The sequence below is a fragment of the Pseudomonas sp. TJI-51 genome (assembly GCF_000190455.2).
Classification (GTDB): Bacteria; Pseudomonadota; Gammaproteobacteria; order Pseudomonadales; family Pseudomonadaceae; genus Aquipseudomonas; species Aquipseudomonas juntendi.
On record NZ_AEWE02000080.1, the window covers coordinates 44,385 to 57,422 of the forward strand.

The following is a 13,038-nucleotide window of genomic DNA, read 5'->3' on the forward strand; positions in this document are numbered from 1 at the left end:
TTAGCGTTAGCGGTAATCGTTGAACAGGTCCGGGCGCGGCCCGGTGGATTCGCGCAAGACAATGCGCGGGGCGACGATGCGCTGCTCCGCCACGCCTTGCCGGGGTGTGCCGATGCGCGCCAGCAACAGCGAGGCAGCGCTCTCGCCTAGTTCGCGGATCGACTGGCCCACGGTGGTCAACGGCGGGTACACGTAGCGGCTGAGCTCGATGTCGTCGAAGCCGATCACCGACAATTCGCCGGGCACGTTGATATTGCGTTCGGCGGCAGCGCGCAGCACGCCGAAACCGATCATGTCGTTGCCCGCAAAAATGGCCGTAGGTCGCCGCCCCTGCAACACTTGCGCAGCGGCGGCATGGCCGCCCGGGCTGGTGAAGTCGCAGTGCAGCACACGGTCACTGTGCACCGGCGCCTGCGCCTCGGCCATGGCCCGATGAAAGCCGCGCAGGCGCAGCTGGGTTACCCCGGTATCGGCGGGGCCGCCGATATAGGCGATGTCGCGGTGCCCCAGGGCCAGCAGGTGCTGGGTCGCCAAGTAAGCGCCGTGCTCATGGTCAATGCGCACCAGGTCAGCGTCCACCCCTTCCAGCTCGCGGTCGACGATCACCATGGGCGTACGTACGCCGGCCAGGCTCTGCAGCAGGTCGCTGTCCTCGCCCACCGACGCCACCACCAGCCCGTCAATACGCTTTTCCAGCAACACGCGCAGGTAACTGCGCTGCTTTTGCGGGTTGTCGTCGGAGTTGCACAGAATCACGCAATAGCCGTTGCGTTCACAGGCATCCTCAATGCCCCGCGCCAGCTCGGCAAAGTAAGGGTTCACGCTGCTGGGCACCAACAGGCCGATGGTCGCCGTGCTACGAGCCTTCAGCGAACGCGCCACGGCACTGGGCACATAGTCGAGCTCGACAATCGCGGCCTCCACTTTCTGCCGCACCTGCTCGCTGACCGGTCGGGTCTTGTTCAATACATGGGACACCGTGGTATAGGAAATACCCGCCAGTGCCGCGACATCTTTGATGGTTGCCATGTTGTCAGTTCCGCCGGCCTGCACGCCGGCTACGGTAAGTGTCGAGCACCACGGCAATGACGATCACCGCCCCGGTGATGATGCGCTTGGTCGGCTCGCTGGCACCGATCTGCGCCAGCCCCGCGGCCAGCACGGAAATGATCAGCACGCCGAAGAAGGTGCTGATGACCGAGCCACGCCCGCCCATCAGGCTGGTGCCGCCGATCACCACGGCGGCAATGACCTGCAGTTCCAGGCCAGAGCCGGCATTCGGGTCGGCCGCTTCCAACCGGGAAATCTGGAACAGCGCAGCCAGCCCGGCCAGCAGGCCCATCAGCGCGAACACCAGCACTTTGTAGGGCCGTGGGTCGATACCTGCCAGGCGCACGGCCTCTTCATTGGTGCCGATGCCGATCAGGTAGCGGCCGAACACCGTGCGGGTCAGTACCAGGTGGGCCAGCACGATCACCAGCAAGCCGATGATGAACGCTGGCGAGATGCCAAAGGCGACCGGGTCGGAGAACCAGGCATAGGCATCGCCGATATAGGCGGTGCGCGAGTCGGTGAACTGGTAGGCCAGGCCACGGGCCATTTCCAGCACGCCGAGCGAGACGATGAACGACGGGATGCGCCAGGCCACGGTCACGCTGCCAGTGATGCTACCGGCCAGCGCAGCCACGGCCATGCCCAGCAGCGCGGCGGGTAGCACGCCCCAGCCCCAACCGAGCATCGCCACGCTCACCGTAGACGCGGCCAGGGCCAGCACCGACCCCACCGACAGGTCGATACCGCCGATGATCAGCACGAAGGTCATGCCGACCGCCAGTACCATCAGGTCCGGGATCTGGTTGGCCAATGTGCTGAAAGTGTTGTACGACCAGAAGTGGCTGCTGAGGAACGAGAACAGCACGATCATCGCCAGCAAGGCGCCGGCCAGGCCCAGGTAGGTACCCAGGCCATAATAGGAACCGTTGCGGCGCACGGCGGCGCCTTGGCTGTCGAGCGGTGTGGTTTTCATACGTCCATCCTGGGGGCTGCCTCATGCAGCAGAGCGTCACGTTTCTGATAACCGGCAAAGGCTGCCGCCAACAGTTGATCCTGCGTCCAGTGCTCACGGTCGAAGGTGTCGATCAGGCGGCCGGCAGACAGCACGGCGATGCGGTCGCAGATCAACATCAACTCGCGCAGGTCGCTGGACACCACCACCAGGGCCTTGCCTTGGCGTGCCAGCTCGGCCAGCAGGCCGTAAATGTCGAACTTGGCACCGACATCGATGCCCCGGGTGGGCTCGTCGAACAGCAGCACCTGGCAGTTGCGCTCCAGCCAACGGCCGATCACGACCTTCTGCTGGTTGCCACCCGACAGCTCGCCCACCACCTGGTGCGCACCGGCGCTGCGAATACGCATGGCCTGGATCTGGCGCTCGGCCAAAGCCCTTTCCGCCTCGCCGTCGAGCACGCCGGCCCGTGACACGGCGCCAAGGTTGCCCAAGGCAATGTTGGCGCTGATCGACTGGCTCAGCAGCAGGCCCTCGCCTTTGCGGTCTTCGGTGATCAAGGCTATGCCTGCGCGCACGGCCGCCTTGGGCGAATCGATGGTCACCGGCTGCGGTGGCTGGCCCAATGCGATGCTGCCGCTGTCAGCACGGTCGGCGCCGTAGATCAGGCGCAACAACTCGGTGCGGCCCGCGCCGATCAGGCCGGAGATGCCGAATATCTCCCCCGCCCTGACCTCGAAAGATACCTCGCGCACCTTGTCGCTGCGGGTAAGCCGCTCGACCTTGAGCAAGGGTGCGCCAAGCTGCCGCCGGCCCAGGTCGATGTGTTCGCCCAGTTCGCGGCCCACCATGAGGTTGACCAGTTCGGCGCTGCTGTAGCGCTGGATGGGCTCGTCACACACCTGCCTGCCGTCGCGCAGTACGACGATCCGCTGGGCCACGCGCTGCAGTTCTTCCAAGCGGTGCGAGATGTAGACGATGGCCACCCCGCGCGCGCGCAGGCGGTCGATCTGGGTAAATAACAGTTCCACCTCACGCGCGGTCAGCATCGCGGTGGGTTCGTCGAAGATCAGCACGTGGCAGTCGCCGATCAGGTTACGGGCGATTTCGACCATTTGCTGGTGGCCGATACCCAGTTCGCCGACTGGGGTATCCGGGTCGATGGCATCGAGCCCGACCCTGGCCATGGCCGCCGTGGCCAACTGGCGCAGGCGTTTGTGGTTGATCCAGCCAAAGCGGCTGGGCAGGTTGTCGAGAAACAGGTTTTCCGCCACGGTCAAGGTTGGCAGCAGGTTCAGTTCCTGCATGACCATGCGCACGCCAAGGCGCTCGGCCTCGCTGCGGCTGGCGGGGGCGTAGGCCTGGCCGCGGTAGGTCATGTGCCCGGTGGTGGGGGTTTCCAGGCCGCTGATCAACTTGGACAGCGTGCTCTTACCCGCACCGTTTTCGCCGGTCAGGGCCAGCACTTCGCCGGCACGCAGATTCAGGCTGACCTCGCCCAGCACCGGCTGGGCGTAGGTCTTGCCAAGGCCGCTGGCAGCGAGCACCACTTCATTGGCCGATGCAGGCATGGCCGGTTCTCCTGGCAGGGTCGGGGCTACTTGGTAACGAGCTTGACTGGGGTCTGGATGACGTTGTCGGCATCCACGTCAGGCTTTTCGCCTTTGACCATTTTCAATGCTGCCTGAATACCGAATACGGCTTGCTGGCTGGCGGCCTGGTCAAGGGTGGCGAGCACGCGGCCATCGGCCAGCATGGGCTTGATGGCGTTGATATTGTCATAGCCGACCACTTGCACCTGGCCCGCCTTGCCGGCGGCACGCACAGCCGAAACCGCACCCAGCGCCATGCTGTCGTTACCGGCCAGCAGCGCCTTCAGGTCGGGGTATTCGTTGAGCATGGAAGCGGCGACGGCGTTGCCTTTGTCGATCTCCCAGTTACCGCTTTGGACCGAGACGATGTTCATTTTGGCGGCTTCCATGGCGTCCTTGAAGCCTGCGGTGCGCTGCTGGGCGTTGGTGGTGGTTGGCACCCCTTCGATGATGCCCACCTGGTCACCGGCCTTGAGCTTCTGTTGGGCCAGGTACTCGCCCACCATACGCGCGCCTTTGCGGTTGTCAGGGCCGACGAAGGGCACGCTGATGCCTTTGCTCTTGAGCAGGTCGGGGTCCAGGCGGTTATCGATGTTGATCACCACCACGCCTTTGTCCATGGCTTTCTTCACCGCTGATACCAGCGCCTTGGAATCGGCCGGCGCGATCACCAGCGCCTTGGCGCCGGCGTTGACCATTTGCTCGACGATGCGGATCTGTTCGCCAGTGTCGGTTTCGTTCTTGATGCCGTTGGCAATCAAATCAAACTCAGCGGCGTGGCTTTTCTGGTAGTCCTTGGCACCGTCTTCCATGGTGCGGAAGAACTCGTTGGCCAGCGATTTCATGACCAGGGCGACCTTGGGCTTGTCTTCGGCGTGGGCGGCAGAAAACGGCAAGGCAAGGGAGAGTGAGGAAACGACAGCGAGGGCCAGCAGACGACCGGGGAACGGCAGCTTCATGGACGATGACTCCGAATCTTGTTTTTTTATCGGATCGCAAACGTTTGCGGTACGTAACTATGGAAACAGTACCAGGGTTTGTCAAATCCGTTTTTCAGGTCAGCGGCCGAAACCGTTGGCGCTGATTATCCAGAATCTTTCCGCAAAACCGAACACCTTTTCCTACGCCTGTTCGGATTCTCGAATGGAACACTACCCCCGCAACGCCCCCCCTGGGTCGCGCCGGGCTGCGCTGCACCTGCGCCAACCTGCGCTGCGGCCGTGGTTTCGGGGCTGCTGCGCACAGCACTGCAACACATGGCGGTGCCTGCACCACTGCGCGCGCAAGCTGGTATGAAAGATGCCTTGCAAGCTGCGCGATTCAAAAACCATCTCATTTGGAAGAGAGCACAAGAACGATGAATGCCGCACTGAAAACCTTTGCCCCCAGCGCCCTCGCCCTGCTGCTGGTCCTGCCCACCGCCGCCTCGGCCAAGGAAGCCGAAACCCGGCAGAAACTGGCCAACGTGGTCATCCTCGCCACCGGTGGCACCATCGCCGGCGCTGGCGCCAGCGCCGCCAACAGCGCCACCTACCAAGCTGCCAAGCTGGGGGTGGACAAGCTGATCGCCGGCGTGCCGGAGCTCGCCGACATCGCTAATGTGCGCGGCGAGCAGGTGATGCAGATCGCCTCGGAAAGCATCAGCAACGATGACCTGCTCAAGCTGGCCAAACGCGTCGCCGAACTGGCCGACAGCAAGGATGTGGACGGTATCGTCATCACCCACGGTACCGACACCCTGGAAGAAACCGCCTACTTCCTCAACCTGGTCGAGAAGACCGACAAGCCAATCGTGGTAGTCGGCTCGATGCGCCCGGGCACCGCCATGTCCGCCGACGGCATGCTCAACCTCTACAACGCAGTGGCCGTGGCCGGCGACCAGCAGTCGCGAGGCAAGGGCGTGCTGGTGACCATGAACGACGAGATCCAGTCTGGCCGTGACGTAAGCAAGGCCGTCAACATCAAGACTGAAGCGTTCAAGAGCGCCTGGGGGCCAATGGGCATGGTCGTGGAAGGCAAGTCGTACTGGTTCCGCCTGCCGGCCAAGCGTCACACGGTCAACTCCGAGTTCGACATCAAACAGATCAGCAGCCTGCCACAGGTGGACATTGCCTATGGCTATGGCAACGTGACCGACACCGCCTACAAAGCGTTGGCGCAACATGGCGCCAAGGCGCTGATCCACGCCGGTACCGGCAATGGCTCGGTGTCTTCACGGGTAGTGCCGGCGCTGCAGGAACTGCGCAAGGAGGGTGTGCAGATCATTCGCTCGTCGCACGTCAACCAGGGTGGCCTCGTGCTGCGTAACGCCGAACAGCCAGATGACAAGAACGACTGGGTGGTGGCACACGACCTGAACCCCCAGAAGGCGCGGATTCTGGCCATGGTGGCGATGACCAAGACCCAGGACAGCAAGGAGCTGCAGCGGATCTTCTGGGAGTACTGATACCCCAGCAACCTCAGCAGCCACAGGCTGCTGAGGCCCGCTTCACGGTTGCCTAAAGGGCCATGACCATTTCGTGCCAGGCCATGCCGCCGTGGTCGGAGGGCGAAGGCCGCACGTACTGGTAGCCCATCTTGCGGTACAGCTCGACATGCTGCTCCTTGCACATCAGGTGAATGGTCTGCTTGCCTTGCGCCTTGGTCCGCGCAATGAATTCATCCATCAGCCGCTTGGCGTAGCCTTTGCCCTGGTGCGCAGGGTCCACCACCACCGACATGATCACCACATTGGCTGCCTGCGGGTCATGCCCGACCAACTCTTTGAACGCCTCGTCAGCCATCACCACGGCATGGGCACAGCCGCTGTTGATGAATCCCACGATGCCGCCCTGCTCTTCGAGCAACAGGAAGCCCTGTGGATACTGGCTGATACGGGTGCGGATCTTTTCCAGGGTGGCCGCCTCGTCGCCCTCGTAGGCACTCACCTCAATCTGGTAGCAGCGCTCGGCGTCGGTCATGACGGGCTGGCGGAATTGCAGGTTGCTCATGGGCAGGCTCCGGGTAACAAAATGGCAAGCCGGCCATTCTAAACCGCTGGCTGGCATGCGCGCAGCCGTTGCAAGGCACTTTGGCCACAGCGCTCTGCCACCGCGAAGCAGTACGGCTCAACCGTACAGGTAGTCGATATCCTTGTAGGCCAGCAGCGGCACCTGGCCCATCAGGAAGTCACGCAGCTTGTGCATCTGCCGCGCCTTGGGGCTGGCCTTGAGCCAGGTCATGTAGTACCCGTCGCCGGTGGCCACGGCATGCTTGAATGGCGTAACCAGGCGCCCGGCCGCCAGGTCGGCACTGGCCAGTACCAGGTCGACGACCGAAATGCCCAGGCCCTGCTGGGCAGCCGAAATGCCCTGGTCCAGCGTGTCGAATACCTGCCCCTGGTCGATACTGATGTGCAGCGCGTCCATCCGCGCCAACCAGCGCCGCCAGTCGCGCCGGTCGGGGGAAGGGTGCAGGAACTCGCACTGCGGCAGGTCGCTGAGGGCTGGCTGCGCTTGCGCCATGTAATCGGGGTGGCATACCGGTATCAGCCACTCGTCGAACAGCTTGAAGCTGTCGATGTCGGCAGGGAAGCGCCCGCTGGCCAGAAGAATGGCGCAGTCGTAAGGCTCGGAATAGAAGTCGACGCTGTCGATGTCCATCCACACGCTCGACAGCTGCACACTGCAGTGGTCTTCGTGCTTCTTGAACGCATCCAGCGCCCGCAACAGCCAGCGTACGGTCAGCGTGGAAGGCGCCTTCAGGCGCAAGCCATAACGGTCCTGGCGCAACAACGCGCAGGCATTTTCGATGATCTTGAAGCCCACTTTCAGTTCCTGGGCCAGCACACGGCCATGCTCGGTCAGGCTCAGCTTGGGCCCACGGCGCTCGAACAGGTCGCAACCAAACATGGCTTCGAGGGTCTTGATGTGGTGGCTGACCGCACCCTGGGTCAAGGCAAGCTCTTCGGCCGCACGGGTGAAGGAGCCATAGCGTGACGCCACCTCGAAGGCACGCAATGCGTGCAGGGCCTGGATGCGTTCCGACATGGCGATATCCCGAGCATGAGTGAGACTAATAGTAGGTCATAGTTCCACGCGTTTTACAACGTGAAGTGCGTCTCGGAAAATGCAGGTAAAAAACAAATATAACCAAGATCCTGCCTGCATATGACTGGAACGTTCATTTAAATTCACGCCTGGGGAAATCATGTTTACGGGATATGGAAATTGCTATCGCCTGGATGCGCTAGAGCTCGCCGCTGAACATGGTCATGACATGCAACACTGGACGTACACCACCGTAGAACAATTTCGCACCATTCTCGCCAACCCCGAATTTCCGTGCCTGTTCGGCCGCAAGGCGGTAAACGGCGAAACCTGTTACATCCTGTTCGCACGCGCCGAGCAACTGGCGGATGATATCGCACAGGGCCTGGCCGATTATGTGCGCCTCATCGCACCTATCACACCCCGGCAGCGCATCGGCAGCCCACTGGTGGTGTTTCTGCAGACGGCAGCCGACAGCAGCCTGAGCGAACAGCAGGCGCTGGCCTGGAAGGTGCTGCGCGGGGTGCATGCGCGCGACCCCCACCCCTGGCCACAGGGCATACCGACCGACCCCGCCGATACCGGCTGGTCGTTCTGCTACGCCGGCATGCCGCTGTTCATCAACATGAACTTCCCCGGCCACCAGCGCATGAAAAGCCGCAACCTGGGCCAGCACATCACCTTCGTCATCAACCCCCGGGAAAACTTCGACGAAGTGGCCGACACCAGCAGCGAAAGCGGCCGGCGCATCCGCGCGCGCATCCGCGAGCGGGTACACCACTACAACGATGGCGTCGTGCCCGACACCCTTGGCGCTTTTGGCGATGCCGACAACTACGAATGGAAGCAGTACCAGCTGCAGGAGGCAGGTTCGCTGAACCCGTCGCGCTGCCCGTTTCATACCCACACCGCACACCAGCCGACACCCGACATACTGATCGAGAACTGACCGTGAATACCGCACTCACCGCCACTTATGCCCTCACCGTCCTGCTGCTGATCGCCACGCCCGGCCCAGTGGTGGCACTGATCGTCAACACTGCGGCCGCTTCGGGCTCGCGCAAGGCCATGTTCACCGCCGTCGGCACCAACTGGGCGTCCCTGGTGCTGATTGGCGCAGCCGCCTGGATCATCCTCACCAGCGCGGCCATCGACAAGACCTGGCTCAACATCATGAGCCTGCTGGGCTGCCTGTTCATCGGCCACATTGCCGTGGGTACCCTGCGCGAGGCGCTGCAGGCGCCGGCTGCTGCGGCCCCGAACGAGGCCCCGAACGAGGCCCGTGGCGGGCTGCTGCAAGGGTTCATGGTGGGCATTTCCAACCCGAAGGACATCATCTTCTTCATCGCCTTCTTCCCGCAGTTCATCCAGATCACCGAGTCGTTCGGCAAAAGCATGGTGGTCCTGTCGCTGCTCTGGGTGGCCATCGACTTCGCTGTGCTCAGCCTGTACATCTTCGCCATCGGCAAGATCGCCTCGCAGCGTAGCAACCGGGTCATCAGCCTGGCGTCCGGAGTGGCGCTGCTGCTGATCGCCGCAGGCGGCCTGCTGTACAACCTGAAAGAACTGGCGGCCTGAAACTGCTGTGCACCCTACGGCGCCATTGAAGGAGCATTCATGAACCCCACCCACACCAGCCCGCCTCCTTCGCCGCTACCACAGGACTACCAGCGCTTTCTGCTGCGCGGCAGCCGCCGCGCGCCACACACCATGCATGTGCACGAAACCAGCTACCGCTCCGGCACCATCAACACCGATGCCCTGGGCCTGCGCTACAGCCATTGCGCCGGCAAGCGCTTTTCTGCGGGCGAGCGCGGCGGCGCTTCACGCATCAACTTGCTGGTGGGTGGCTCGACAGCCCTGGGCATCGGCGCCAGCTCCGACGAGCACACCGTGGCCTCGCACCTGTCGATGCTCACCGGCGAAGTCTGGCTGAGCCTGGCCGGTTGCGGGCTCAATGCCAGCCAGGAGCTGCTGTTGTTCCTGACCCACCAGCATCGCCTGGGCCAGCTCGGCCACGTGGTCGTGCTCAGCGGCCTGAACAGCCTGGCCCACGAAGCCCTGTGCGAAGTGCTTGCCAGCCCCGCAGCGGCCCATGGCAAGGCTTACCAAGACTTTCTCAACAGCTTCAGCGAAGGCCTGCAGCCTGCCACCGCCGCCCGCCGGCAATCGTTGTGGCGGCGCATTGGTCAAGCCTTGGCGCCGCCGCCGCCAGCCGAAGCCGTGGGCAGTTGGCCGCTATCCGCCCCGGAGAAGCGCCTGGCCCGCGCCGCCGACACCATTGGCCGCACGCTGCGGCAGTGGGACCGGTTGCTGGCCGACAGCCATGCCACCCTGACCTTCATCCTGCAACCGTTGCTGCCCTGGTGCCGGGAAACCCTGCCTGCCGGTGAACAGGCCATGTTGGCGGCACTGGAGCAGCAGCCGGGCAACTTCGACCGGCTGCTCGACGGCGCGTTCGACAGCCAACTGCACTCGGCGTTTTTTCGCCGCATCAAGAGCCAGGCCGATCCGGTCCCCTGCTACGACATGAACGGCATGCTCAGCAGCTCGCCCGTGTTCGGGGCAGATTTGTTCATCGATCGCCTGCACCTGAACGACCTGGGCAACAATGCCTTGGCCAAGGTGATCACCGCCAAGCTGGGCCTGGCCCAGGAAAAACACGCCCAACGTAATGTCACCCCTATCAGACTCGTCTGACATTTGCACAGCGGCCTTTCGGCCAGGCCCCTTGGCTGGCTAGAATACGTGGTCGTTCCGATTTCCCCGAGGCGCAATGCTTGACCGCCATGACCGTCGAAACCGTGCACTCTCACCTGGCCGCCCATGGGGTTCACCTGTGAGCCTGGCCATGCGCCTGCCCGCGCTGCTGGTTGCGTTACTGCCGCTGGCTGCCCAGGCGCTGGAGGTTAATATCGACCCGCATGCCGACCTGCTCTACCGCCAGGCGTTGCCATTGCTGGAACAGGCCGACAATCAGGAAGAAGGCAGCAGCACCCTGCGCACGTCGCTGGGCGCCGACCCGGAGCTCAGCCGCCAGGGGCAGGCAATGGCTCACACCTTGCCTACAGCGGTGGCCCTGTTGAAAAAGTCGGTCGAGCTGGGCCACCCGGTCGCCCAGTACCGGTTGGCCCTGTACTACATGACCTACCTTCCCGCGGCGCAGATCCCTGAAGCTGCCTGCCCGTTGCTCGAAGCCAGCCTAAAGCAGGGCTTTGCCGCACCCGCACCGGCCATCGCCACCTGGTGCCAGCCCTACAATGCCAGTAGCGATTACCGCACAGCCCTGGAGGCCATCCCCAGCATGGCCACCGTGTACGCCCCCTATTACCCGCAGCCTGCCACCCAGCTGGCCTGCCGACGCAACCAGCCACAAGGCCTGGAAATGCTGTGGGGCCGCCAGCGTGACTACCAGGCCGAGGTGTACCGCCTGCTCAGCGAACTGGACCCACAGCACCGGTTGAGCCTGCTGCAGAAGGCGGTCGACATCAATGGCTGCGTGACAGCGCAGCAACACCTGACCCGACACCCCTAGCCGGTGCCCGGGGGCATTACGGGCGCCCATGCCAAAAGCGCTGTCGACCAGCAAGATCGTTCAAGCCAACCCCCTGCCCGTCTGGCATGCTGGCCTGCCCTGTAAACGCATTGCAGACACCATGCCCACCATTGCTCGCCAAGCCTTTCTCCACGGCGCCATCGCCATCCTGCCGCTGTCCCTTGCCGTCGCCCCTTGGGGCCTGCTCGCCGGGTCGATGGCCATCGAGGCCAACCTAAGCCCTTGGCAGGGCCAAGGGCTGTCGGCCATCGTCTTTGCCGGCGCCGCGCAACTGGTGGCCATCGGCATGCTCAAGGGCGGCGCGAACCTGGCATCGATACTGCTGACCACTTTGCTGTTGACCTCACAGCACCTGCTGTATGGCCTGTCGATGCGCCCAGTGCTGTCCAACCAGCCGCTGCGCTGGCGGCTGGGCCTGGGCTTTCTGTTGACCGACGAATTCTTCGCCCTGACCAGCCAGTACGACCAGCAGCAGTTCAACCGCTGGTACGCGTTAGGGGTGGGCCTGACCTTCTACGTTGCCTGGAACCTGTTCACCCTGGCCGGCATCCTGCTGGGCCAGAGCATTCCACACCTGGACCAGTACGGGCTGGACTTTTCCATCGTCGCCACCTTCGTGGCCTTGATCGCGCCACTGGTGCGCAACCTCGCCACGCTGGCGTGCGTAGCCGTGTCGCTGTTCTGCTCGGTATTGTTCAGCTACTGGCACTGGGAGACCGCCCTGGTCGCCGCCGGGCTGCTGGGCATGAGCGCCGGTTTCATCTGCCAGAAATTTGCCGGAGCACGCACATGACCTGGGTGCTGATTTTTGCCATGGGCGCCATCGTGTTTCTCAATCGCTACGCGTTTCTGGAACCGCGCCTGCCCTTACGGCTTAGCTCCAACGCGCGGCAATTTCTGGGCTTTGCCGTGCCGGGCATGCTCACGGCTATCTGCGGCCCCATCATTTTCCTGCCCGAGCACCAGCTCGAACTGAGCCTGCTCAACCCCTACCTGCTGGGCTCACTGGCGGCCATCACCTTGGTGCTGTTGACCCGCAGCGTAGTGCTGAGCATGCTGGTGAGCATGTTGATCTTCTTCCTGTTGCGCAGTTGGCTGGCATGAGCGGGGCACTGCGCGAGCAGACACACCTTTGGCAGGCGCCAGCGCTGGGTGACGTCGAGATGCTGCACGCGCGTTACGTTCAGCAGCGCTTTGCCCCGCATGTCCACGAGGGTTATGTGTTCACCGTGATCGAGTCCGGGGCCCAGCGTTTCTGGCACCGCGGCAGCGAGCACCTGGCCCCGGTCGGCAGCATGGTGCTGATCAATCCGGACGAACTGCACACCGGCGCCACCGCTCACGAAGCAGGTTGGCGCTATCGCGGTTTCTACCCCGATCATGAACGGGTCACAGGGGTGCTCGAGGAACTGGAGCTGGGGCGTCACGGCATGCCCAGCTTCAAGGCCAGCGTGATCCAAGACCCTGCGCTGGCCGTTGCATTCAGTCAACTGCACCAGTTGTCAGAAGCCGGTGCCAGCGCCCTGCAGCAGCAAACCGCCTGGCGCCAGGCGGTGCTGGCGCTGGTGCAGCGCCATGGGCAATGCGCGGCGCCTTCGGCCCCGGGCCAAGAGCCCCTGGCAGTGGCCCGCGCGCGCGAACTGCTGGAAAGCCGGCTGGCCGACCCGCCTTCGCTGGAGGCGCTGGCAGCGGCGGTCAACCGGTCGCCATTTCACTTCGCCCGGGTGTTTCGCCAGGCTACCGGCCTGCCGCCGCATGCCTGGCTCAAACAGCGGCGCCTGGCCCGTGCACGGGAAATGCTGAAAAGCGGCCTGGTAGCGTCGCAGGTCGCGTTCGACTTGGGCTTTGCCGACCAGA

At 63.6% G+C, this 13,038-nt stretch carries 14 protein-coding genes; 8 read left to right on the forward strand and 6 right to left on the reverse strand.

Annotated features, from left to right (window positions below):
* Positions 1-6 precede the first annotated feature (6 nt).
* From G1E_RS17755 to G1E_RS17770, 4 genes are read right to left on the reverse strand one after another with little or no spacing between them, the layout of a single operon-like run.
* The gene (locus G1E_RS17755; RefSeq protein ID WP_047149978.1) at positions 7-1,029 is read right to left on the reverse strand and encodes a LacI family DNA-binding transcriptional regulator; all 1,023 of its coding nucleotides are present in this window, start codon (positions 1,027-1,029) and stop codon (positions 7-9) included.
* Positions 1,030-1,033: 4 nt separating this feature from the next.
* Positions 1,034-2,026 carry an ABC transporter permease gene (locus G1E_RS17760; protein ID WP_047149979.1) on the reverse strand — a complete coding sequence of 331 codons (993 nt, stop codon included), beginning with the start codon at positions 2,024-2,026 and terminating at the stop codon, positions 1,034-1,036.
* On the reverse strand, positions 2,023-3,576 hold the full coding sequence (locus G1E_RS17765; protein WP_009685893.1) for a sugar ABC transporter ATP-binding protein: 1,554 nt from the start codon (positions 3,574-3,576) through the stop codon (positions 2,023-2,025). Before G1E_RS17765 ends, G1E_RS17760 begins: the two co-directional genes overlap by 4 nt.
* Positions 3,577-3,602: 26 nt before the next feature.
* Positions 3,603-4,556 (reverse strand): sugar ABC transporter substrate-binding protein, encoded by a 954-nt coding sequence (locus G1E_RS17770; protein ID WP_009685894.1) that lies wholly within the window; start codon positions 4,554-4,556, stop codon positions 3,603-3,605.
* Between the two features lie 398 nt (positions 4,557-4,954).
* Between G1E_RS17770 and G1E_RS17775 the strand changes: the two genes are divergently transcribed.
* Complete coding sequence (locus G1E_RS17775) at positions 4,955-6,043, forward strand: asparaginase (protein ID WP_009685895.1); 1,089 nt, start codon at positions 4,955-4,957, stop codon at positions 6,041-6,043.
* 52 nt (positions 6,044-6,095) lie between these two features.
* Here the strand turns inward: G1E_RS17775 and G1E_RS17780 are convergent, their stop codons facing one another.
* Together G1E_RS17780 and G1E_RS17785 are read right to left on the reverse strand one after the other, a co-directional pair.
* A complete protein-coding gene (locus tag G1E_RS17780; RefSeq protein WP_009685896.1) occupies positions 6,096-6,587 on the reverse strand; it encodes a GNAT family N-acetyltransferase in 492 nt (163 codons plus the stop codon).
* 117 nt (positions 6,588-6,704) lie between these two features.
* Entirely contained in the window at positions 6,705-7,625 is a 921-nt protein-coding gene (locus tag G1E_RS17785; RefSeq protein ID WP_009685897.1) for a LysR substrate-binding domain-containing protein, read from the reverse strand.
* A gap of 160 nt (positions 7,626-7,785) precedes the next feature.
* On the opposite strand from G1E_RS17785, the gene G1E_RS17790 reads away from it, so the two are divergent.
* The 7 genes from G1E_RS17790 to G1E_RS17820 all read left to right on the forward strand — a co-directional run.
* Positions 7,786-8,574, forward strand: a complete 789-nt coding sequence (locus G1E_RS17790; protein WP_047149980.1) for a YqcI/YcgG family protein — start codon at positions 7,786-7,788, stop codon at positions 8,572-8,574.
* Between the two features lie 2 nt (positions 8,575-8,576).
* A complete protein-coding gene (locus G1E_RS17795; protein ID WP_009685899.1) occupies positions 8,577-9,203 on the forward strand; it encodes a LysE family translocator in 627 nt (208 codons plus the stop codon).
* Positions 9,204-9,242: 39 nt separating this feature from the next.
* A complete protein-coding gene (locus G1E_RS17800) occupies positions 9,243-10,325 on the forward strand; it encodes a hypothetical protein (protein ID WP_009685900.1) in 1,083 nt (360 codons plus the stop codon).
* Positions 10,326-10,464: 139 nt separating this feature from the next.
* The gene (locus G1E_RS17805; RefSeq protein WP_047149981.1) at positions 10,465-11,160 is read left to right on the forward strand and encodes a hypothetical protein; all 696 of its coding nucleotides are present in this window, start codon (positions 10,465-10,467) and stop codon (positions 11,158-11,160) included.
* A 121-nt stretch (positions 11,161-11,281) separates the two neighbouring features.
* Complete coding sequence (locus G1E_RS17810; protein WP_029884915.1) at positions 11,282-11,974, forward strand: AzlC family ABC transporter permease; 693 nt, start codon at positions 11,282-11,284, stop codon at positions 11,972-11,974.
* Positions 11,971-12,285: an AzlD domain-containing protein gene (locus tag G1E_RS17815; RefSeq protein WP_009685903.1), complete on the forward strand. Its 315-nt coding sequence runs from the start codon at positions 11,971-11,973 to the stop codon at positions 12,283-12,285. The genes G1E_RS17810 and G1E_RS17815 overlap by 4 nt, the downstream gene beginning before the upstream one ends.
* A partial coding sequence (locus G1E_RS17820; RefSeq protein ID WP_047149982.1) for an AraC family transcriptional regulator occupies positions 12,282-13,038 on the forward strand: 757 nt, incomplete at its 3' end. The genes G1E_RS17815 and G1E_RS17820, both read left to right, overlap by 4 nt.

What these genes read in the sequence shown, in the direction of transcription:
- G1E_RS17810 (WP_029884915.1), top strand. Translation starts at nt 11,282, where the DNA reads ATGCCCACCATTGCTCGCCAAGCCTTTCTCCACGGCGCCATCGCCATC.
- G1E_RS17760 (WP_047149979.1), bottom strand. Translation starts at nt 2,026, where the DNA reads ATGAAAACCACACCGCTCGACAGCCAAGGCGCCGCCGTGCGCCGCAAC.
- G1E_RS17775 (WP_009685895.1), top strand. Translation starts at nt 4,955, where the DNA reads ATGAATGCCGCACTGAAAACCTTTGCCCCCAGCGCCCTCGCCCTGCTG.
- G1E_RS17800 (WP_009685900.1), top strand. Translation starts at nt 9,243, where the DNA reads ATGAACCCCACCCACACCAGCCCGCCTCCTTCGCCGCTACCACAGGAC.
- G1E_RS17790 (WP_047149980.1), top strand. Translation starts at nt 7,786, where the DNA reads ATGTTTACGGGATATGGAAATTGCTATCGCCTGGATGCGCTAGAGCTC.
- G1E_RS17815 (WP_009685903.1), top strand. Translation starts at nt 11,971, where the DNA reads ATGACCTGGGTGCTGATTTTTGCCATGGGCGCCATCGTGTTTCTCAAT.
- G1E_RS17765 (WP_009685893.1), bottom strand. Translation starts at nt 3,576, where the DNA reads ATGCCTGCATCGGCCAATGAAGTGGTGCTCGCTGCCAGCGGCCTTGGC.
- G1E_RS17785 (WP_009685897.1), bottom strand. Translation starts at nt 7,625, where the DNA reads ATGTCGGAACGCATCCAGGCCCTGCACGCATTGCGTGCCTTCGAGGTG.
- G1E_RS17770 (WP_009685894.1), bottom strand. Translation starts at nt 4,556, where the DNA reads ATGAAGCTGCCGTTCCCCGGTCGTCTGCTGGCCCTCGCTGTCGTTTCC.
- G1E_RS17780 (WP_009685896.1), bottom strand. Translation starts at nt 6,587, where the DNA reads ATGAGCAACCTGCAATTCCGCCAGCCCGTCATGACCGACGCCGAGCGC.
- G1E_RS17755 (WP_047149978.1), bottom strand. Translation starts at nt 1,029, where the DNA reads ATGGCAACCATCAAAGATGTCGCGGCACTGGCGGGTATTTCCTATACC.